Genomic DNA, 21,685 nt, shown 5'->3' on the forward strand with positions numbered 1-21,685 from the left:
TTAGGATCGGGAGTTCGACACCCCGAAGTCGGGGATGTAGCCGACGACACCGTGATCTCAAGCTGAAACGATGCAGCGGCGAAACCGGCACCCTCGGTGGTGGCGGACGCGCGACGCCGTGTTTCCACTTCTTCTTCTGACCGTCCGCCGAACAACCCCCGCCACTACAACATTCGAGGAATACGAGGACATGATTACCGCGGAGATCACCGCCAGAGCGGAAGAACTGGACGATTTCGTGGCCGGTCTGGAAGGTGTGGTCGCGTTCACCAGCGACATCGCCGAACCCGACAAGGACGGCGGCGCCCTACGCTACCGCGGCGTCGACATCGAGGAACTCGTCTCCAAGCACGTCACGTTCGGCAACGTGTGGGCCCTGCTCGTCGACGGCCGCTTCGGCCCCGGACTGCCCCCGGCCGAACCGTTCCCCCTCCCCGTGCACACCGGCGACGTCCGCGTCGACGTCCAGGCCGGCCTCGCCATGCTCGCCCCCATCTGGGGATACCAGCCCCTCCTCGACATCGACGACGACACCGCCCGCGAACAACTCGCCCGCGCCTCCGTCATGGCCCTGTCCTACGTCGCCCAATCCGCCCGCGGCATCTACCAGCCCGCCGTCCCGCAGAAACGGATCGACGAAGCGAAAACCGTCACCGAACGGTTCATGGTCCGCTGGAAGGGCGACCCCGACCCCGCCCACGTCGCCGCCATCGACGCCTACTGGGTCTCCGCCGCCGAACACGGCATGAACGCCTCCACCTTCACCGCCCGCGTCATCGCCTCCACCGGCGCCGACGTCGCCGCCTCCCTGTCCGGGGCCATCGGCGCCATGTCCGGCCCACTGCACGGCGGCGCCCCCGCCCGCGTCCTGCCGATGATCGAGGACACCGAAAAGTCCGGCGACGCCCGCGCCCTGGTCAAGGGAATCCTCGACCGCAAGGAAAAGCTGATGGGCTTCGGGCACCGCGTCTACCGCGCCGAAGACCCCCGCGCCCGGGTGCTCCGCGCCACCGCCAAACGCCTGAACGCACCCCGCTACGAGGCGGCCGCCGCCCTTGAGCAGGCCGCCCTCGCCGAACTGCGCGAACGCCGCCCCGACCGGGCCATCGAAACCAACGTCGAATTCTGGGCCGCGGTCATCCTCGACTTCGCCGAGGTCCCCGCGCACATGATGCCCGCGATGTTCACCTGCGGCCGCACCGCCGGCTGGTGCGCCCACATCCTCGAGCAGAAACGCCTCGGCAAACTCGTCCGCCCCGCCGCCATCTACACCGGGCCGGCACCCCGCACCCCCGAGTCCGTCGAGGGCTGGGACCAGATCACCCGCACGAACTGATCATTCAACATCTTGGGGAGTGCCTCGACGGTGTCCGTGATCCTGACCCGGCCCGGCCCGTGTCCAGCGCGATTTCCGTCCCCACGGCACCGGCCGGCGTGGGCAGCCCCAACCGTTTTGGTCGGTGCACACGGTCGCAGGGCTCAGTGACGCGCCAGTCAGTGGCGAGAGCGGGACTGCTCGACGGTGTGCATCGCCAGATGCGGTAGCGAAGGCGGTGATCAGCAAACCCAGCAGAAGCAGCACATTCATCCTGTCCCCCTGAGTGTGTCAGCGCGGACCCGTGTGGTGGACCAATTGCGGTCGTCGACAAATATTGCCTCGATCCGCGCTTTGATCTCCGCGGTGCTCATCGCAGCGCAACCGACTTCGAACGCCGAGCGGGCGAATTGAACTCTACTCCAGCACGATCGCAGGCTACGCTCTCCCCGACTGCCCCGGACACCCGACATGGAACGAACCACACAAGTGGCCACACTCGGAGCGAGGCCGCAAGTATCCCCTATGCCTGTTGGTAACACAACCCCGCGCCCGACTTCACAGTCAACTGGCGATGGGTGACGCCAGCGGGAATCGAAGGTTAAAGGGAGAGAACCGATTCTGATGAACCCGGCGGACGCTCGCATCCGTGGAAATCATCGACCGCGACCTGGTTCGCGTGTACAACAACCGAGGTGCGTTGATCGCCGGCACGACAATCACCGACCGCAGCGCAGCGGGCGTGGTCCAGATGGCGACTGGCGCCTAGTTCGACGCAGTTGATCCCGAATCGGAGTACCCACTCTGCGCCGCAGGCAATGTCAATGTGTTGACCGCCGACGTCGGAACATCCAGCCTCGCACAGGGATGCGCCGGATCTCGATTACAGGTCGAGATCGAGACCGCAATGCCCTCCTCCCGACATCACAATCTTCGACCCTCCCCTCGTTTCGCAGAACGCAGATTCCGTATAGAGCGACCTCGATGTTCAAGCCGACGAATAGGCATCCCAGACCCTCCACACCATCACCAACCACCGATAGCGCCCACACCAACCACTCAGCAAAAACCGTATTACCGGTGGTTCGTCGGCTCAGTCACCGACGCCGAACTCGACCATGCATATCGTGCGAACGCACTGCTCGACGCCCGCCGCGGGGACCGAAGAATTCGGCTACCGATTTCTCCCAGGCTGCGTGACCGTATCTGACCTGCCCTACGGTCTGATCATTCGGCAAAGTCGCGACGGGCGGCCATAACGCCGCTACGCGATCGCGCGCAGAAGCTTGGCGGAAGAGTTTGTGCGCGCGATCGATCATTTCAATCGAGATCGAGCCGGGGATGCGGCGATCCGTAGACCTCACGCAGTGATTTCGGATCGAAGCCGGGAAGGTCCGACACACCGTATCGCTCGCCCAACTCAGCAGCGATCAGCGTCTTGCCCGTCAGCGTCATCATGTCCGGATCGTCCCAGACAGCGTTGAGGACGCGCCCACCATACCGCGGGCTTTCCATCCCCATGCCTTCGAAGACCTCTTTGGAGTCGCCAAGGACCTCTTCGCCACGCTCGGTTCTGACGAAGCCGGGCCACAGCGAAACGGCGGCGATGTTCAACGGCGTGAATTCATCCGCATAGGACGCCGCCAGTTGGTCCAGCCCGGCTTTCGCCGCATAGTAGGCCGGATCATGGATCTTCGCGTTGCCGTAGAAGGAGATGTTCACGATCAGGCCCCGACCGCTCTCGATCAGCAGAGGCGCTGCGTAATAGGTCGCGACATGGTGGCAGCGCAGCCCCACGTTGATGATGTCGGCAAAATTGGCCGGAGCTTCCCAGAAAGGACGCTTGCCCATCTCGTCGTGCAACGACGCAGCATTGTTGACCAAAATATTCAGGTAGCCACTTTCCTCCCTCACTCGCTCGAAGAGAGCGCGAATATCGTCGTCCTTGGAGAGATCGCATGCAACGGCGATGCCGTGTCCGCCGACAGCGGTGACTTCAGCCGCCGTCTCGTGGATCGAGCCGGGCACCGGTCTGCCGCCTGCCGACACCTGGCTACCGCTCACGGTGGTCCGGCCGACGATATAGACGGTCGCGCCGCGCTGGCCGAGTTCGAGCGCGATGCCCTTGCCGAGCCCCCGACTGGCGCCCGTGATCACCGCCACCAAGTCCTTCGTGTCTTCCATGAAAGTTCCTTCCAACTTTGGGATTTCGGGCCCAGGCCTGCACGCCGCTCGAGGTCAGAGGACGGCGCGCAGTGCGTCTGTCCGCGATGTCGTCGGGTGGCCGATCTATCTTGTTCAGGGTGCGAACGGATGAATCCAGATCGCCCGCCGCGTCGAGCGAAGCGAGTTTCTCCGTGAATATGGTGAGGGTTTATCGGCTGCTGAGGTGGCGAGCCACCCATCCGTCACGTGCCGCACGCGCTGCGCGCGAAATGGCGGCATGGGGCGTCACGAAGTCGAAACCGTGGATTCCGCCCGCCCACACGTGGAGTTCCGCCTGGACTCCCGCTGCCCAGAGGGCGCTGGCGTATGCGACGTCTTCATCTCGGAAGACCTCGGCGGATCCGCAGTCGATGAAAGCGGGAGGAAGCCCGCTGAGGTCCACGGCACGGGAGGGAGCCGCGTAGATGGAGACATCGTCGGTGCCGCGGCGGTCGCCGAGTAGGGCGGTCCAGCCCATGCGGTTGCTGTTCCGGTCCCACGGCGGCATGCCCTCGTACTGCGTGGTCGAGACCGTGCGGTCGCGGTCGTCGATCATCGGGCCGATCAGGAGCTGACCCGTCAGTCGCGGGCCGCTTCGGTCGCGCGCCAGTAGCGCGGTGCCTGCGGCGACCCCGGCACCCGCGCTGGCGCCGACGATCAAGATTCGGTCTTGGTCGATGCCGAGGTCGGCGGCGTGCTCGGCCATCCAAACGAGTGCGGCGTAGCTGTCCTCAACCGGATACGGGTCGGGGAATTCGGGCGCGAGCCTGTACTCGACGGTCACCAGGACGGCGTCGTGTTTGACGATCCAGGGGAGCAGTGCGGCCAGCCCGGTCATGCGAGTCCCGGCCACCATCCCCCCTGCGTGCACGTGAAAGATTCCGGCGCCGTGGGCTGCGTGAGTCGCCCGGGCGATGATGCTCACGATGATAGGAGCTCCTTCGAATCCCTCGATCGTGACATCTCTCTGTACAAGACCGTGCTCGGCGATCGTCTCAGGGGTGACGTCCGTCGGACCACCCCGGCGCATCATCGGTATCATCTCTGGGGTCATCGATGCTGGCAGTTGCTCGGCGAGGGCCGAGAGAGGTTCCTTTAGAGCGGCATCGACGGGCGGTCGTGCGGTGTGGTGAGTCATGGGATGTCCTTCGTATTCGTCGCGGATCCTGCAGGCGAGTCAGAACCAGCGCGCAGGACGTCGTGAAGGGTCGTCGTGGGGCGGCCGATCATCCGGCCCAGGGTGCGGTCGGTCGAGTCGAGGTCACCCGCGGCTATCGCTGCGTCGAGCCGCGTGAGGACTCCCACGGTGTGGGCATCGAGTCCCGCGGCGGTCAGTCCTTCGCGAAGCTGTTCCACCGTCAGGGCGCGGTAAGTGACGGGGCGGCCGAAGATTTCGGTTGCCGCAGCGGCGATGTCGGCGTAGGAGAACGCGGTGTCACCCGAGAGCTCCAGAACCTGTCCGAGGTAGGAGTCGTCGAGGATCGCGGCGGCGGCAGCGTCGGCGAGGTCGAGCCGTGTCGCGCCGGCGATGCGCCCGTTTCCGGCGGCAGCCGCGATGACGCCGGTCTGCCGTGCTTGCATGAGGGGTCCGAGGTAGAGCTCGGTGTAGGAGTTGTTCCGCAGGATCACCGCGGGAATGCTCGTCGCGGCGATCGCCCGCTCCGCGGCCGCGTGGATGGGAGCCAACGGAAGAGCGCTTTCGCTCGCGCGGTAAACGCTCGTGTAGGCGAGGGCCTGCAGGTCGGCGGCGGCGGCAGCTGCGATGACTGCATCGTGCTGCGTGACAGGTGTGTCGGGTTGGGAGACCGACACGAGGACGAATCGATCGATTCCTTCGAGTCCCGCGCGAAGCGTGGTGGGGTCGTCGTAGTCGAATGCCACGGTCCGGATGCCGCGCGTCCGCAGATCATCTAGCCTTTGCGGCGAGCGAGCACCGGCCACGAGCTCCGGGGTGGGGACGCCACGTGCGATGAGGCTATTCAGGATGAGTCGGCCGAGGTGGCCGCTTGCGCCGCTGACGAGGATCGTCATGAGCAGTCCTTTCGAGAGGATGGGTGAGAGATGAAGCCGTCAGGTGACGTTCTCGGTCGTGGTCGGGTTCGTGGGGATGAGGGACGGCGGACGGAGAGCGTCACGAGGATGTTGAGGCACGCGATGACGAGCCCGGCGGTGAACGCAGCCTGCGCTGCAGACACGGATTGTTGGAGAGTCAGTGCGCTCGTGGCGCCGGAGTTCGATCCCAAGGTGTACGCGGAAATCAGAACGGCTATTCCGGCGCCGCCGCCGAGCTGCTGCGTGCTTCCGAACGCGGCACTGCCATACGGGTACAGAGCCGGGGAGAGGGCAGACAGCGCAGCCGTCGTCAGCGGGGTCCACATCAGGGCCTGTCCGACGAACATGATGATGTTGGCGGAGACGATGTAGGTGGTCGGCGTGTCGGAGGTCACCCGCGTCATCAGTGCGAACGAAATTGCCACCGTGATGGCGCCGGAGATGACCAGCGGCCGGGGCCCGACACGGTCGTAGACCTGTCCCCCGATGGCCGAGACGATCGCCACGGTGATGCCTCCTGGAATAAGGAGCAGTCCGATGTCGAGCGGTTCGAGTCCGCGGATGCTACTCAACACGAGCGGGTAGATGACCCCGGCTCCGAAGCCGGTCAGGGTCAGACCGAGCATCGCGGTCAGCGGGATGACGAAACCTCCAGCTCGGAAGATGCGGAGGTCCAGCAGCGGCTCCCCGTTGCGCTGTAGCGCCGACTGGCGGAAAACGAATGCGGCGATTCCCGCAACACCTACGAGGATCGGCATCAAGGGCGGCGTGCTCGTGTGCCCGGTGATCGATTCGCCCATGGTTGCGAGTCCGTAGACGAGTGTTCCGAACCCGATGACGGACAGCAGGATGGAGAGAAGATCGACCTTGCCGGGCTCACGAGTAGTGCTGTTCTTCAGCTTCACGGCCCCGAGCGCAAGTCCCAGCAGGGCAAGGGGAAGCATGCCCAGGAACAACCAGCGCCATCCCAGCTGGGACAGGACCAGGCCCGAGATGCCGGGGGCGAGAGCCGGACCGACGGCAGTGACGACGACAACCATCGCCATGAACCTGCCGCGGCGCTCGACGGGCACCAGCCGCATCGTTGTCGACATCAGCAAAGGAAGGAAGATCGCGCTTCCGGCGGCTTGGACAATCCTGCCGGCTAACAACAGCCCGAATCCGGAAGCTGCTGCGCCGAGCGCCGTTCCTAAGATGAACAGTGTCATCGAGGTCAAGTAGATCGTTCGCAGGTGGAACGCGCGCATGATGAACCCTGTGGTCGGGATCAGAATCGCCATTACAAGCAGGTAGCCCGTGGTGAGCCACTGGGCCGTTGACGCGTTCAGCTCGAGATCGTTGATGAGGGTCGGGATAGCTACGCCGAGCAGCATCTCGTTGGTAAGCACGATGAACGCTGAGGCCATCAGGATGCCGAGAACGAGTTTCTCTGCGCGGGCGAGCTTCTTGTTGCTGGCGGATGCCGGGCTTATCGTCGTACCCCCAGCAGGGGTACGTGGGGTTTCGGCCGTCGTTCCCGAGTCGGGAAGAGGGGAGGCGGCGCGTGAAGTCATGCGAGTGCTCGCTTTCTGGAGAACGGGCACCCGTCGAATCAACTGCGTGCAACGTAAACGGGGGGTGCCCCCACTAATATAAACGGGGGATGCCCCCATTTTGCAAGTTCAGCGTCTGAATGAACTTTTGCTGTCAGCGAAAAGGCCTCCCAGGGCTCGGGAGTCCAGCGGCGGCCTTCGGGGCGTGATAAGACCAGGAGGTCGTTTCGTCGAAGCGGTGCGGGTGGTGAGCATCCGTGGAGGATGCCGACGAGCCGGGTGGCCAGCCGCCGCAGAACCGAACCGTGATCAAGACTGCGGTCGCGCAATTTGCCTTAATAGGCGCGGCAACGGGGAAGTCTGCAACGCCGAGAACGCCTGTGAGTTCAACGCATCGACGAGCCGATCACCCAAGGCCGAACCGGCCCACAACGACCTTCTTCTTACCGGAAGTCAGAGTGACCGGACTGGTACCGGCACAGTCTTGAGCGCCTTAGTTTAGCGGTGACGTAGCGGCCGCGGTCGTCCCGAACCCGCCGAGCACCCGAGGACCGAGCAACGATTCCACCCCCGGCTGAGGCAAGATGATCTCAGCATCTTCGGTGCCCGCCACAATGCGCATCGACCTGCTCCTGCAACGCCGTGATCAGTCTTCAGCGTGGTCAGCACGGCCACGGCGAAATGAGTGGCAGCCGCCGCATACGCGGCGGTGACCTCCGCCGCCCGACCGAGGTGCTCACCGCGCAACGCGCCTTGGATCCGATCGTCCTTGGCCTCGAGGTCGCGGTGGCGGGCCTTGCGCAGCGCGGCAGTGATCTGGCCGCGTGTCAGTCGCGCCGCCGAGACGGGATCGGGGCCGTGCCAAGCACTCGAGGGCATCGGCTTCCGTCGAGGTCGTCGAACGCCTCCCGCGGCCGGGAAATGCTCACGCAGTGCATGCCGCAACCGATGGGTGTGGCGGGTGCATTCCCAAACCGAGGTCATGTGCGCCCGGGCAACGACCTTGATCGCTTCGGCCCCGGGACTGTCACCGGCTACCGGCCGCAGCTGGTGCGAGTCGGTGCGCACCATGTCGGCCAGCACGTGGGCGTCGGCGATGTCGCTCTCGGCGCCCGAGACCCGCCGAAGAACTCGAAACGGGCTGCCTGCCAGGGATTCACTGCGAACACTGTGTAACCGGCGGCCACCAGCGCTGAAGTCGGTGTCGATTCCGATCGCAACCTCGGACTCGTCGGCTTCCTCACCGAGTTGGTCCCCGATCAGCCACGCAACCGCGCGATCTCGGCCGCTCCTTCCGACAGCAGGATTTGCTCAGTATGTGCCGGGCGGCATCCATCCGTTCGATATCGTGATGCTCGTCCGACCAGTAGTCTCCGACAAACATCAGCCTCGCCACCCGTCCTCGCTGTTCACCGCCACTACGCCTGGCAGCGTGCCGGAAACCATCAGCAAGCTGATGAAGCAGTGCTCCGGTGGCACGATACCTGTCAGCGATTCCGTTCTTCCGGCGGACGGGCAGGGGCACGGTCTCTTTCAGGACTCGATGTCCGGGGGCACGAGTGGTCATCTGTCCGCCGCTACCGGTGGCGAGTCTGCCGTATGGCCGGCCCCACTGAGTCTCAGATTCTCATTACGGGCTCGGGCGGAGGCCGGGGTGTCATAGGAGCGCTGCCCGTCCGGCGCTCCGGCCTCAACTCCGTTCGGCTGCGGAGACTCTGGTGTAGCCGTTCGCGATCAGCCCGCGAAGTCGCCGAGGGGATGAATGGTCTGAAAGAGCGGCGTCCCGGACCCAGCTCACTGCCAGTGCGGCGAGGAAAAGATCGCGGCCTCGCGCAGTGGGCGATGCCTTGCCGTCGCGCTGGGCGGCAGAGAGAAACTCCTCGGTGTAGTCGACGAAGCCTTCGCACGTCAGTGCGAGAGGGTTGTGCTCCTCCACGAATGCGTTGCGCAGCGGCTCCGGAAGTCCGTCGAAGGCGGTGAAGTAACTCTCCAACGCATCCAGCCACTGCTCGAGCGCCACGCCGCTATCGGCAACAGTCTTGATACGCGCGCGCTCTTCATCAATCCGGACATTTCGGCGCTGCAAGAGTTCGGCGAGCAGGGCATCTCTCGTCGGGAAGTGGCGGTAGAGCGTCGCCGAGCCCACTCCGGCGCTACGCGCCACTGTTTCCAGGGACGCGTTCACTCCGTGATCGGTGAAATGCTTCTCTGCCTGGCTGAGGATCTCTGAACGGTTCCGCTCCGAATCGGCGCGGGGGCGACGATACTGCACTCCGTCAGTAGACTTCACCGTGCTCACCTCCCGCTTCGCCAATCCAGCCAACCCGCAACCGCTGAAAGCGGCCCTCTCAGCGGAAAAGATACCTCCGCTCTTCGCAGTTTAGAAAACCGAGCACTGGACTTGCTCCTATTAGCGATCTCGATCTTCACGAACAGACCCTTCGGTACTCTTCTACATGAAGTTGTGCAGCTTGCTGTGCGTCGAATAGCAGACAGGACTTCGCCGTGGTAGATCGATGCAGTCACTCTCGCAAAAAAATAGGCACGCGAATATCCGTCGGGAGTAGGCCTTCTAGATCGAACCCTAGCGTTATCCAAACCGGCAACACCGCTCTCCTACGCATCCGTTCGATGCACCGAGCATCGGCGTCGAGTCCGACACAACATGATTCTCAAACCCGAACGTATCCACTACTGGACAACCGATGGGAAGCCCTGATGTCTACCTTCGGGACGGTCAGCGTCAGCGTCGCAATATGTGCGCTCGTTGTCAGCACAGTGTTTCCTCGGCGGCTGTCACGGTAGGCCGCTACGAGCGACTCCGGTGCGGGGTGCAGAAGGCCTACTGCAGCATGCAAGGTAGCTTCAGCCGCCAATGCGATCAGGTACAGGTTCATCTCATCGCTGGCATGGCCGACGAGTCGGCCGACGTCCGACGAACCGCCCGCGTAGACTGGTGTTGCCGACCACGGTTGCGAAGGTCTGCCGCCATGGACATGAACGAAGGTAGGTGTGATCGTCAGACCAGCAGACGGCAATGATGTGACTGCTGCCGGGCCGACGGGTGCAGAAACCCTGTCCGCAGTGGACGAGCGCCTTGCTGCAGTATGCCAAGGGTTGAGTGCGCGCCTCGACGAGCTCGCAATCGAGATCGCCGAAAAGTTGCGTGCCGAACTGCCGCATTTCGCTGCGGCGATGGCAATCGATGAACTCGTTCCCGCGGTCCATCAGAACATCGAGGGACTAATCGAAAGTGTGCGATTGAATCGCTCCTTATCCGTTCCTGGGCCGCACAGTACCGGACTCCTCCGCGCCGAACAGGAAATGCCGCTCGAGACCGTGCTGTCGGGCTTCCGAATCGGCGTCATCCATATCTGGCAGGAGTTGGTGTTGGGCTGCGAGGAAGCGGATCGCGAGACCTTCGGCGCGGACGGCCCGGCACCCGCAAGCCGTGCATTACTCATGTCGGCCTCGGTTTTGTGGACCACCTTCGAAAAGTACTCGCAGGAAATCGCGATGGCTTATCAAACGTTCGCCGCCGAGCGCCAGCAACGGAACCAGCGCAGGCGTCAGGCGTTACTGACAATGCTGTTCAGTGGCGAGCCAGGATACGATCAGACGCTGGTCGACGTCGCCAATCAACTGCAATTCCCTACCGCAGGAACATTTGTCGTCTTGATGACCGAGCATTCAGCGCCAGACCCGGATACGCCCGAGACGGCGCGCACCTCGCTGGCGGGAATCGGGCTGCAATCGGTCTGGAAATCAGAGGCACGGTCGGACATCGGTCTTGTCGCGGTGGCCGGCCAAATCGACGTACTGCGGGTATCGGAGCATGTCTCGCGGCTCAAGTTCCGCAAAGTCGGTGTCAGCAGACCATTCTCGGGCCTCAGCGCCGTTCCTGCTGCCGTGGCTCAGGCACGAATCGCCAGTAAGGCCGGCCGTGAGGGGCGACACATCGTCACCCACTTCGACGATGCTCAGGTCGCTGGTCTCCTCATCAGTTCACCTGCCCTCGCTGCGGGGTTGCAGCAGCATGTTTTCGCGGCGATTCAAGAGATGTCCAACGTCGACCAGGATGTCCTCATCGGCACGCTCAGAGCGTGGTTTGACAGCGGCGGCCACCCGGAGTCGGCGGCAACTGAGCTGCACTGTCATCCCAATACCGTCCGGTATCGCTTGAACAGGCTGATGAGCGCTCTGAACCGGGACTTGAAGACACCGCTTGACGTGGTCCATCTTTTCCTTGCAGCGGAAGCTCGCCGACTGCAAGTTTCGCACTCCGGGCCAATCCAGACATCCAGGAAGACTCCGCCGGAGAACCCGAACGGTCGTTAATCCGCGAACTGAGCCTGTGACGGTGATCGGAATTGTTCCGGGGAACAAAACGAGCGTCAAAGGATTGGTGCTGCTTGCCCACCAATCTTGCGAGATGGAACTCTCGGACCCGGTCGATGTGACCGCGGCCTCAGCAAAGAGTGACGAGCCAGGCCGTTTCCGACGAACGATGTGGAGACCCTCGATGACTGCAGACCCGTCGCCAATCGCGATACCTGACAGGGCCACTGCAGAGGACGACCTCGCACCGTCCTCCTCACTCGGCGCATCGCGTGGTCGTCGCGCAGCCTGGGCAGGCGGCGTTGGCACCGTGATCGAGTACTACGATTACTCGCTGTTCGGCTTCCTAATAGTGACCATTTCGCCGCTGTTCTTCCCGGCATCCGATCCAGCCGCCGCGTTGATGTCGGGACTGATGCTGTTCGCCACCGGGTTCCTGCTCCGCCCGATCGGCGGTCTGATCTTCGGTCGAATCGGGGACCGTTACGGGCGCAAGCAAGCCTTGCTAGCGACGCTGCTGTCGATGGGACTGGCAAGCACAGCCATTGGGCTGCTACCAACCTACGAGACCATCGGAGTTTGGGCCACAGTGCTTCTGGTACTGGTCCGGTCGGTCCAGGGCCTTTCTGCAGGCGGCGAACTCGGTGGGTCAATGACCTTCATCGCGGAGTCCTCCACCGTAAGCAAGCGGGGCTCCAACGGAGCTGCCAGCGCCATTGGAATCACTGTCGGATACTCCGTCGCCGGAATCACCGTCGGCATCATCTCTTCTGCATTGCCAACCGAACAGTTCGGATCGTGGGGTTGGCGTATTCCTTTCCTGCTGACCCTGCCGCTGTGCCTGTACTGCTTGTGGCTGCGGAGCCGCTCGGAAGAAACACTGTCGCCAACTGCAGCCCGCAGTCGGCGGGGCGCGCTACGCCGCCTGCTCTCCGACGACGGGCGCGGCCTGGCCTTGACTTCTCTGGCCAGCATCGCGGTGAACGGTACGTGCTACATCGGGCTGAGCTACCTCAGCGTTCATCTCATTCAGGTACTCACGCTACCGCAGACGGCGGTGTACTGGATTGTTGTGGTGGCCATGATGACCTCGGGAGGTGCGTCCTTCCTCGCCGGCAGGATCTCCGACCGGGTCGGACTGATGACGGTGACTCGTACCGGCATGATCGTCTTCGCCGTGATTGCGGTCCCAGCCTTCGCCGCCATGTCCACCGGCAATCTACTCGCCGTGCTCATGGCCTATATCGCGCTCATGTCTACCGCCATGGCTGCAGCTGCTCCAGTGCTGGCCAGCGTTCCAATGCTGTTCCGAACGGAACATCGCTACACCGGCACTGCTCTCGGCTGGAACATCGGTGCAGTTACCGCCGGCGCCACCACTCCACTTGTCGCCTTTTGGCTCGTCGAACAAACGGATAGCCCAATCTCCCCGGCAGGTGTCTGCCTACTCGCCGCAGCCATCGGCGTCGCCATCACGTTTCCCATCCGACGGCACCTGGAACACCGCTCCAGTCACTGAGCCCACAGATGATTCGCTTCGCCACTAACTACTCGTGCCACGGCAGTCGAATTATTCCCGATGGCAACCGAACCCCCATTTCAAGCCCCCACAAGCGAAAGGTAACGGAAATGACAATCACTTCAGACGCACCCTCCAGCGCAGGTCTCATCGATCGACCGGCCAGCGTGCTCACGCCGCAACCGGGCCTTCCTCAGCCGCCCGTCGGACTCTCGATCAAAGACGAAAGACTGCTACGGAAGCGCGAACTCGCAGCATCCCTTCGCCTGTTCGGAAAGTTCGGATTCGGCGAAGGCGTGGCCGGCCACATGACCGTCCGCGACCCTGAGGTCCACGACGAATTCTGGGTGAATCCATTCATCAAGAGCTTTAAGTCAATACGGGTATCCGACCTACTTCGGGTCGACCACTCGGGGCGAGTGCTCGAGGGCGAAGGTACCGTCAACCTCGCCGGCTTCTACATCCACTCCGAACTGCACAAAGCCCGTCCCGATGTCGTGGCGGCAGCGCATACCCACTCCATCCATGGTCGGACACTGTCGTCGTTGGGCATGGGGATCCGTCCGATCAACCAGGACGCAGCCGCCTTCTACGAAGACCACGCGATCTACGATTTCTACGGCGGCCCTGCAGGTTACCGGGATGAAGGAGAACGCATTTCTACCGCACTCGGTCAGTCTAAAGCAGCAGTACTGCAGAACCACGGGTTGCTCACGACTGGCCAGTCAGCGGGTGAAGCAGCGTGGTGGTTCATCGCCATGGAGCGCTGTGCACAGGTACAACTCGCAGCAATGGCCGCCGGAACACCCATCGAAATGGACCACGAAACGGCTACCTTCACCCACCGCGAGAATGGCAGCTCTTACGCCGCGTGGCTCAGCATCCGACCACTGTTCGACGATATACTGCGGGAACAGCCTGACCTGCTGGACTAGGTTCATCGGACGGGGTTGCACCAAAGGTGCTCTGGAGCCACCCCGTCCGCCCTGGAGGGAGAAATTGCGACACCTGAGATCAGCAGACAGGAAGACCATGTGAACGTTCATGAAGCCCGTCGACCGGTCGCCGTGATCGGAGCAGGCGCCATCGGTTTGTCACTCGCGTCCGCACTTGCCCGCGCGGGCCGGCCCATCACCATCTGCGGTGGGCGGACTCCGATTGATCACATCGAGATCACCGAGAACGGTTCGACTGAATCGTGGCCGGTCCAACACGTAGGAGACCCGGCTGAAGCCGTGGCGCATTCTACGGTGATCGTGGCCGTCAAAGCTCATCACACTGCAGTAGCGGAGCGTTGGTTGCGTGCCGCCGCAGATTCCCAGACAGAAATACTGGTGGCACAGAACGGTATCGAGCACACCGAGCGGGTAGCCCCCTACACCGACGGAGCACACATTATTCCCGGCGTCGTCTACCTCAACGCCGAACGCTACAAGCCCGGCTGCGCGGTATTGCGCAGATCTGGCAGTGTCGATGTCTCCCTGCCCGACGATGCGGTCAGTCGCAGACTTGCCGACGAGCTCATGGCGGGCGGTATACGGGCAACGCTCGAAAGCGATTTGAAGACCGTCGCCTGGCGTAAGCTCCTGGCGAACATTTCTGCCAGCCCCCTCACCGCTCTGACAGGTCGTCGCTTGGATGTGTTGCAAGAAACGAATATTCAGAATCTGGCATTGGAGATCATGTACGAGGCGGTTGCAGTCGGCAATGCTGAGGGCGCAGCACTAACTCCGGCCGATGCCGAGGGCATGCTGGACTGGCTGCTTAACGCCCCCACGGACGGTACGTCGTCGATGAGGGAGGATCGTCTTGCCGGTCGACCTTTGGAGCATGATGCGCTGACCGGGGCTGTCGTGCGGGCGGCCGACCGACACAGAATCGCCACGCCGATGAACCGGCTTGTCCTAACACTGATTTCAGCAGTCAAGCCAGCTGAACGAGAGGGCCTCCAAAAGTAACGCACAGGGGACAGCCATGTCGGTCTCTCGGATCCGCTGCCGGCAGACGCGCATCATCATCTGGCCACTGCCGAAGAGCACACCGAAGTGGGCAGCGTCAGCGCCGCATTCGTCTAGCACTTCCGCCGCTGTCCCCTGCCCAAGCTGTAACACGAGAGGAATCATGAATTTATGAGTACGAACACAGACTTATATCGTGCCGGCCGTGACCAGTTGATAACGTTGATCGACGACTACGATAAAGCCGTGCACGAGTTCCGATGGCCCCAACTGACGGGGCAGTTCAATTGGGCCATCGACTGGTTCGACGCGTTCGCCCGCGGCAACGACCGCACGGCGCTGTGGATCACCGAACAGGACGGCAGCGAACTGAAGGTGTCCTTTGCGGAGATGGTCGAGCGATCCGACCGGGTCGCGACCTGGCTGCAGCAACTCGGTGTGGGTAAAGGTGATCGGGTCATTCTGATGCTGGGCAATCAAGTCGAGCTGTGGGAGGCGATGCTGGCAGTGTTAAAGCTCGGCGCCGTCGTCATGCCCACCACCGCAGCCCTCGGCCCGGAAGATCTCCGCGACCGCCTCGACCGTGGCGCGGCGCGGTGCGTGATCACCAACCTCGCCGACACCCCAAAATTCGACGAACTGACCGGCGACTACCTGCGCATTGTGGTCGGCGGCGAGGCCGCCGGCTGGCACCCGTATGCGCAATCGGCCGACGTGGCCCCTGCCCGTCCGTTCCAGACCGTCACCACGGTCGACGAACCGATGCTCATCTACTTCACCTCCGGAACCACCAGCAAACCGAAACTCGTCGAACACTCCCAGACCAGCTACGCCGTCGGACATTTGACTACGATGGCGTGGATCGGCCTCACGCCCGGCGATGTACATCTGGCTGTCAGCTCACCCGGGTGGGCCAAACACGCGTGGAGTTGCTTCTTCGCGCCGTGGATCGCCGAGGCGACAATCTTCGTCTACAATTACAGCCGATTCGCAGCCGCATCCCTGCTTGACCACATGCACCGCGCCCGGGTCAACACCTTCTGTGCACCGCCGACAGTGTGGCGCATGCTCATCCAGGCCGACCTCGGCCCCAAACCTGAAGGTCTCCGCGAACTGCTCGGTGCCGGGGAACCGCTCAACCCCGACGTCATCCGCCAAGTCGAACGCGCCTGGGGATTGACCATCCGCGACGGGTTCGGGCAAACCGAGACCACCCTGCAAATCGGCAACACCCCCGGCCAACCGGTCAAAGCCGGTTCGATGGGACGGCCGATGCCCGGGGTGCCGGTGGTGCTTGTCGATCCGATCACCGGGACCGTCTCCGACGAGGGAGAGATCTGTTTGGACCTGAGCCAGCATCCGAAGAACCTGATGACCGGATACCTCGGTGACCCCGACCGCAATGACCAGGTCATGGCCGGCGGCTACTACCACACCGGAGACGTCGCACAACGTGACGCGGACGGGTACATCACCTACGTCGGACGCACCGACGACGTGTTCAAATCCTCCGACTACAAGGTGTCACCGTTCGAGTTGGAAAGTGTGCTCATCGAACACCCCGCCGTAGTCGAAGCCGCCGTCGTCCCCCAACCCGATCTCACCCGCCTCGCCTTACCAAAGGCCTACATCTCGCTCGCCGCCGGATGGGAACCGACCGCCGACACCGCCCGCTCGATCCTCGAATACTCCCGCGACCACCTCGCCCCCTACCTCAAGGTCCGGCGCATCGAGTTCTTCGAGCTCCCCAAAACCATTTCCGGCAAAATCCGTCGCGTCGAACTCCAACACCGCGAAACTCAAGCCCATGAGGACAGCACCCCGATCACCACCGAATACCGCTACGAAGACCTCATCGACTAACCCGTCGAGGATAGCGATTTCCTCGACGACGCCGAGACGGGTCTGTCCAGATAACGCTGTAACTGTTTGAATTGTAGCTACTTTCGTCCGGTGGACAGGCGTCCGTCGAAGGTGATCTCGAAGGCATTCAGTGCCGCCTTCCAGTGGTCGGACCAGAGCTGGCGGGCGGTGCCTTTGGGGTCGAGGCTCATGACGGCCAAGTACACACGCATTTCAGGGCATCTCCCCGGACCGCACCCGAATCAGGAGGTGACACCCGCGGTACTGACGGCATAACCCCACGAGGAGTCACGCGACGACTTCGTACACCACGCCCCAGAGCTTGACCCCACGGTCGAAGTATCACATCCGAGTGACGACTCGAGTCGAGGTCGGCAGGTCCAGTCGCCTCCGAGCTTCGTAATTATCTATGTCGCTACTATTTTTCAGGGTTATTGCGATGTCGTCGAGTCCGTTCATGAGTCGCCATCGTGCGTTCGCATCGTATTCGAAGCCGAAGGTGTGCCCCTTCCCGACCTCTACGTGACAATTTTCGAGGTCGATGGTCATCGTCTCGCCGGGAGTGGACTCCAGAACCGCCCAGATCGATTCGATCTCAGCTTCACTGAGAGTGACCGTCAGGAGACCATTCTTCAGGGCGTTACCTCGGAAGATATCGCCGAATTCGGGAGATATGACGACGCGTATCCCATAATTGTTCAAGGCCCATACGGCCATTTCTCGGGAGGATCCGCACCCGAAGTTTCGGCCGACAACCAGGATGCTGGCACCTCGATATGCCGGATTATTGAGCACGAACTTTTTATCCTTGCGCCACTCGAATAGCAGAAAATCCTGGTATCCGACCTTTGTCAGACCAACACAGAATCGAGTGGGAATAATCTGGTCTGTATCGATATCGGAAACTGGAATCGGTACTGCGATTCCGGTGTGGCTAACGATGGGTTCCATTGGTCGACTCCTTCAGTTCGGACGGTGCAGTGAACCGACCGGTCACTGCAGTGGCAGCTGCGACGGCGGGCGATACCAGGTGCGTCTTGACGCCGGTTCCCTGTCGTCCTTCGAAATTGCGGTTACTGGTGGATGCGATCCGCTTACCGGCGCTCACTCGATCCTCGTTCAGCGCGACACACATCGAACATCCTGAATAGCGGAGGTCCACGCCGGCGGCTGTGAACACTTGATCCAGACCTTCCCGAACTGCTTGAGCGCGCACTGTGTCAGAGCCCGGAACAAGGATCACCTCTATCTCCGGTGAGATTGTTCGGCCTTGCCACACGGCCGCAACCTCCCGCAAATCCTCGATCCGGCTGTTGGTGCACGACCCGATGAAAACGGCGTCTACCGATACCTCGCTCATTTTTGTGCCAGGTTGTAGCTCCATGTACCCAAGCGCACGCTGGGCGGAGAGTTGTTCTGCGTGGCGAGCGAAATCGGCCGGGTCTGGAACCTCCCCGGTCAGGGGCACGGATTGGGAAGGGTTGGTACCCCAGGTGACGCGCGGGTGAATCGTTGTTGCATCGATCGTGATCTGTTTGTCGAAGTGGGCGTCCGGATCGGATACAAGGGTTCGCCAGTGATCCGCCTGAATGTCGAATTCTGGGCCGTCAACCACGTGCGGGCGGCCGCGCAAGTACTCGATGGTTGTTTCGTCCGGTGCAATCAGCCCTGCACGCGCCCCTGCCTCGATAGACATGTTCGACACGGTCATCCTGCCCTCCATCGAGAGCTGTCGTATTGCCGCGCCTTGATACTCGATGACGTGTCCCTGCCCGCCGTCCGTGCCGAGTACCTCGATAACAGTCAGGATCAGGTCTTTGGCTGTTGCACCGGGGGGAAGCTCACCGTGAACGGTCACCAGCATGTTTTTCATTGACCGCATCGACAGGGTCTGCGTGGCAAGGACATGCTCGCCTTGGCTGGTACCGATCCCGAACGCGAGAGCTCCGAAGGCCCCGTGTGTACTGGTGTGAGAGTCGCAGCACACCACCGTCATGCCGGGTTGGGTCAGTCCGAGTTCCGGTCCTGTGACATGGACGATTCCGCGTGCGGTATCGCCCAATGAGTACAACTCTATGCCGAAGTCTTGGCAGTTCTGTCGAAGATGTTCGAGTTGCCGCGCAGCTGCGGGGTCTGTGATCGATCGGAAGATGTCGTCGGTCGGAGTGTTGTGATCTTCGATGGCCAGCGTGAGGTCCGGTCGGCGGACTACGCGCCCGGCCTCGCGGAGTCCCGAGAATGCGGCGGGACTGGTGACCTCGTTGACCAGATGCATGTCGATGTAGATGAGATCTGGCTCGTCAGCTGTTCCTGGTCTTACCAGGTGCTCATTCCAGACTTTTTCTGCGAGTGTTTGCCCCATTGTGGCACCTCCGGAGGGGTTCTCGTTTGTTGCTGGGCTCACCCCGTCGTTGGGGGGCTCATGCTTGGACTTGTTGAAGTGTCTGCTGCGGAACGGCTCGGGCCCTCGAGATCCTTCGGAATCGATGCCGGTAGCTATGGCGTCGGCGTGGAAGGCATCGACGAGTTCTTCGGTTGCTGCGTTGTCGTGAGACCGCGGGGTGAAAAGGACACCTGCCGAGTAGTCGCCGATCATTGCTTCGACAGCTGCGGGGAATCGGCGAGGATACGTTTGACCGTCGATGCTGCGATGGCGAGCTGTTGGAGATCGATGCCGGTGTCCACATCGTGGCTGTGGAAATGCGCGACCAGTTCCTCGGTGGCGAGGTTGCCGTGCGCGCCGGGCGCGAATGGGCATCCGCCGTATCCGCCGACCGCGCTGTCGAAGTGTTCGATGCCAAGAGTGCGTGCTGCTTGCAGGGCGGTGGTCAGCGCTTGGCCGTCAGCGTTGTGCAGGTGCAGTCCGATGGTGATGTCGGGCAGTGCATCGCGTACGGCGTCCACCGCGGTGAGCACGTGCTCGGTGGTGGCGGTGCCCATGGTGTCGGCCAACCCGAGGGTGCGTATCCCCATTGCTGCGAACTGTTCGGCGACTTCTACCAGACAGGTGGGTGCGATGATTCCCTCGAACGGGCAGACGAAGGCGGTGGAAATCCCGCCGAGGAACCGTTGCTGCGGGTAACTGGCCACCGCCTGGGACAGATCCGCGAGGACCTGCGCGGCGGATGTGCCGACGTTCGCTCGGCTGTGCGCGGAACTCGCCGACGCCGCGATGTGCACGACGTCAACTCCGGCAGCCACCGCACGATGAACCCCAGTGGCGTTCAGTGCCAATGCGCTGACCTGTGTGGTGGCGCGGTAGGGCTGCAACCGGGCGACGAGTGCGTCGGCGTCGGCCATCTGTGGGACCCGGGTGGGCGAGACGAACGACACGGCTTCGATCTGCCGGATACCGGCAGCCACCAGCTCGTCGGCGATGGTGAGTTTGTCGTCGGTCGCGACGAGGACGTCCTCGTCCTGCAGACCGTCGCGCAGGACGACGTCGGTGATGATGACGGACATGGGTGTGCCTTCCTGAAGGGCCGGGGTTAGAGCGAGGTGGGAACGACAATCAGGGCCCAGGCCACCAGCGGGGCGAGGAACACCACCAGACCGCAGTAGGCCAAGACGCTGCGTTGGAACCGTTGACGGTCTTCGACTTCGGCCTCGGCCACCACTATCGATCCGTTCGTGGCGAAGGGACTGACGTCGACGACGGTGGACGCGAAGGCGAGCGCGATGATGAATCCCAGCACGCCGAGTTCCCCGGCGGCGAGCATGGGTGCGGCCAGCGGCAGCGCGATGCCCAGGGTGCCGATCGAGGAGCCGACCGCGGAGATGATCGCGACGGCGTACAGCAGGATCAGCGCGGCGGCCAGGGGGGAGCCGAGGTGGGCGGCGGCGTCGCCGAGAATGTCGAGGGTGCCGTTTTGTTTGAGCACCGTCATGTAGGTGAGCATGCCGCAGACCAGCAGGACGGCCGGCCACGCCACCTTGTCTTCGATTCGGGGCATCTTCTTCGGGGCCATTAGTAGCAGCACCGTGCTGATGCAGATCGAGCTGACTCCTACGTCAACGTTGAAGGCCACCGAACCTACTGCCAGGAGCAGGATTCCGAGGAGCGTCGCGACCCGTTCGCGGTTGAACGGGGTGTGGCCGATGACGTCGGTGTCGGGCAGGACGGCGGTCGCGGCACCGGTGCCAGATCCGGGGGCGCCGCCGGGGCTCGGGTGGAGGCTGGCCGGTGAGCTTGCGCCGGACCCGGTGGTCTCACCGGTGCCGTCGGGCAGCTCGTGGAGCAGGTCGCGACCGTAGATAACGAACAGTACGGTAAAGAACAGGGCGTTGAGCGCGAAGGGAACGATGAACAGCAGCAGCGGGTTCGCCTCGTACCCGGAGGATTTGATCAATCCGTTGACGAAGGCACCGTAGATCGTGATGGGCGAGAACGCGCAGCCCAGGGCGCCGTGGTTGATGGCCATGCCCATCAGGAGGGGGTTGATGTTCTTTTTCCCGGCCAGCCGCATCGCGATGGGGGCCAGCATGCCTGCCGCCATCGGTGATCCCAGCGCCATCAGCGCGCCGGAGAGCAGGAACATCATCCACACCAGCGCCCAGCGCCGTCCGTGGACCAGGCGGAGGGCCGATTCGACGATGATGTTGATGGTGCCGTTGGCCTTGGCGATGGCGAACAGCAAGGTGATGCCGGCGACGATCAGGAAGATGTCACCGGGAAAGGCGTCGACGATGTCGTCGATCGGGATCCCCGACACCCATCCGCCGACGAGGAAGGCGCCGGCGAAGGCGAGGATGCCCATGTTGATCGGCACCTTGGTGGCGATGGTGAAGATCAGTACGAGGGCGAGGATGGAGATGGCGTAGACCATGGGACCGGGTTCTTCCGTGCGGGAGCAGACGGGAAAGGATGTGGTTGCACCAGGAACAGAGGAGCGGCGGATGCCCG

Annotated in this window: 17 protein-coding genes and 1 pseudogene; 7 read left to right on the forward strand and 11 right to left on the reverse strand. The window is 62.8% G+C overall.

The window, feature by feature from the left end; all coding sequences use genetic code 11:
- The first annotated feature begins 190 nt into the window (after positions 1-190).
- Positions 191-1,336 (forward strand): citrate synthase 2, encoded by a 1,146-nt coding sequence (locus I1A62_RS01050; protein ID WP_257890326.1) that lies wholly within the window; start codon positions 191-193, stop codon positions 1,334-1,336.
- A gap of 625 nt (positions 1,337-1,961) precedes the next feature.
- Positions 1,962-2,084, forward strand: a pseudogene (locus I1A62_RS01055) (molybdopterin dinucleotide binding domain-containing protein); the annotation flags it as partial.
- A gap of 551 nt (positions 2,085-2,635) precedes the next feature.
- On the opposite strand, the gene I1A62_RS01060 reads toward I1A62_RS01055, so the two are convergent.
- The 6 genes from I1A62_RS01060 to I1A62_RS01085 all read right to left on the reverse strand — a co-directional run bounded on the left by I1A62_RS01060 (position 2,636) and on the right by I1A62_RS01085 (position 9,394).
- Complete coding sequence (locus I1A62_RS01060; RefSeq protein WP_219453531.1) at positions 2,636-3,499, reverse strand: SDR family NAD(P)-dependent oxidoreductase; 864 nt, start codon at positions 3,497-3,499, stop codon at positions 2,636-2,638.
- Between the two features lie 190 nt (positions 3,500-3,689).
- Positions 3,690-4,445 (reverse strand): alpha/beta hydrolase fold domain-containing protein, encoded by a 756-nt coding sequence (locus I1A62_RS01065; protein ID WP_308340732.1) that lies wholly within the window; start codon positions 4,443-4,445, stop codon positions 3,690-3,692.
- A gap of 209 nt (positions 4,446-4,654) precedes the next feature.
- On the reverse strand, positions 4,655-5,551 hold the full coding sequence (locus tag I1A62_RS01070; RefSeq protein WP_219453533.1) for an NAD(P)H-binding protein: 897 nt from the start codon (positions 5,549-5,551) through the stop codon (positions 4,655-4,657).
- A complete protein-coding gene (locus I1A62_RS01075; protein WP_219453534.1) occupies positions 5,548-7,125 on the reverse strand; it encodes a DHA2 family efflux MFS transporter permease subunit in 1,578 nt (525 codons plus the stop codon). Before I1A62_RS01075 ends, I1A62_RS01070 begins: the two co-directional genes overlap by 4 nt.
- A gap of 477 nt (positions 7,126-7,602) precedes the next feature.
- A complete protein-coding gene (locus I1A62_RS45605; protein ID WP_257890327.1) occupies positions 7,603-8,175 on the reverse strand; it encodes an IS110 family transposase in 573 nt (190 codons plus the stop codon).
- 619 nt (positions 8,176-8,794) lie between these two features.
- On the reverse strand, positions 8,795-9,394 hold the full coding sequence (locus I1A62_RS01085) for a TetR/AcrR family transcriptional regulator (protein ID WP_219453535.1): 600 nt from the start codon (positions 9,392-9,394) through the stop codon (positions 8,795-8,797).
- Between the two features lie 722 nt (positions 9,395-10,116).
- On the opposite strand from I1A62_RS01085, the gene I1A62_RS01090 reads away from it, so the two are divergent.
- The 5 genes from I1A62_RS01090 to I1A62_RS01110 all read left to right on the forward strand — a co-directional run bounded on the left by I1A62_RS01090 (position 10,117) and on the right by I1A62_RS01110 (position 16,782).
- Complete coding sequence (locus tag I1A62_RS01090; RefSeq protein ID WP_219453536.1) at positions 10,117-11,442, forward strand: CdaR family transcriptional regulator; 1,326 nt, start codon at positions 10,117-10,119, stop codon at positions 11,440-11,442.
- 184 nt (positions 11,443-11,626) lie between these two features.
- Positions 11,627-12,961 (forward strand): MFS transporter, encoded by a 1,335-nt coding sequence (locus I1A62_RS01095; RefSeq protein WP_219453537.1) that lies wholly within the window; start codon positions 11,627-11,629, stop codon positions 12,959-12,961.
- A gap of 110 nt (positions 12,962-13,071) precedes the next feature.
- A complete protein-coding gene (locus tag I1A62_RS01100; protein ID WP_219453538.1) occupies positions 13,072-13,896 on the forward strand; it encodes a class II aldolase/adducin family protein in 825 nt (274 codons plus the stop codon).
- Between the two features lie 99 nt (positions 13,897-13,995).
- On the forward strand, positions 13,996-14,919 hold the full coding sequence (locus I1A62_RS01105; RefSeq protein WP_219453539.1) for a 2-dehydropantoate 2-reductase: 924 nt from the start codon (positions 13,996-13,998) through the stop codon (positions 14,917-14,919).
- A 171-nt stretch (positions 14,920-15,090) separates the two neighbouring features.
- Positions 15,091-16,782: an AMP-binding protein gene (locus I1A62_RS01110; protein ID WP_219453540.1), complete on the forward strand. Its 1,692-nt coding sequence runs from the start codon at positions 15,091-15,093 to the stop codon at positions 16,780-16,782.
- A 77-nt stretch (positions 16,783-16,859) separates the two neighbouring features.
- Here the strand turns inward: I1A62_RS01110 and I1A62_RS45610 are convergent, their stop codons facing one another.
- The 5 genes from I1A62_RS45610 to I1A62_RS01130 all read right to left on the reverse strand — a co-directional run bounded on the left by I1A62_RS45610 (position 16,860) and on the right by I1A62_RS01130 (position 21,608).
- Positions 16,860-16,994: a hypothetical protein gene (locus I1A62_RS45610; protein ID WP_257890328.1), complete on the reverse strand. Its 135-nt coding sequence runs from the start codon at positions 16,992-16,994 to the stop codon at positions 16,860-16,862.
- Between the two features lie 130 nt (positions 16,995-17,124).
- Complete coding sequence (leuD, locus tag I1A62_RS01115; protein ID WP_219453541.1) at positions 17,125-17,733, reverse strand: 3-isopropylmalate dehydratase small subunit; 609 nt, start codon at positions 17,731-17,733, stop codon at positions 17,125-17,127.
- The gene (gene leuC, locus I1A62_RS01120) at positions 17,717-19,144 is read right to left on the reverse strand and encodes a 3-isopropylmalate dehydratase large subunit (protein ID WP_219454989.1); all 1,428 of its coding nucleotides are present in this window, start codon (positions 19,142-19,144) and stop codon (positions 17,717-17,719) included. Before leuC ends, leuD begins: the two co-directional genes overlap by 17 nt.
- 230 nt (positions 19,145-19,374) lie before the next feature.
- A complete protein-coding gene (locus I1A62_RS01125) occupies positions 19,375-20,244 on the reverse strand; it encodes a hydroxymethylglutaryl-CoA lyase (RefSeq protein WP_219453542.1) in 870 nt (289 codons plus the stop codon).
- Positions 20,245-20,270: 26 nt separating this feature from the next.
- Complete coding sequence (locus tag I1A62_RS01130; protein ID WP_219453543.1) at positions 20,271-21,608, reverse strand: SLC13 family permease; 1,338 nt, start codon at positions 21,606-21,608, stop codon at positions 20,271-20,273.
- Between the last annotated feature and the right edge of the window lie 77 nt (positions 21,609-21,685).

The sequence above is a fragment of the Rhodococcus sp. USK10 genome, assembly GCF_019378875.1.
Classification (GTDB): domain Bacteria; phylum Actinomycetota; class Actinomycetes; order Mycobacteriales; family Mycobacteriaceae; genus Rhodococcus_F; species Rhodococcus_F pseudokoreensis.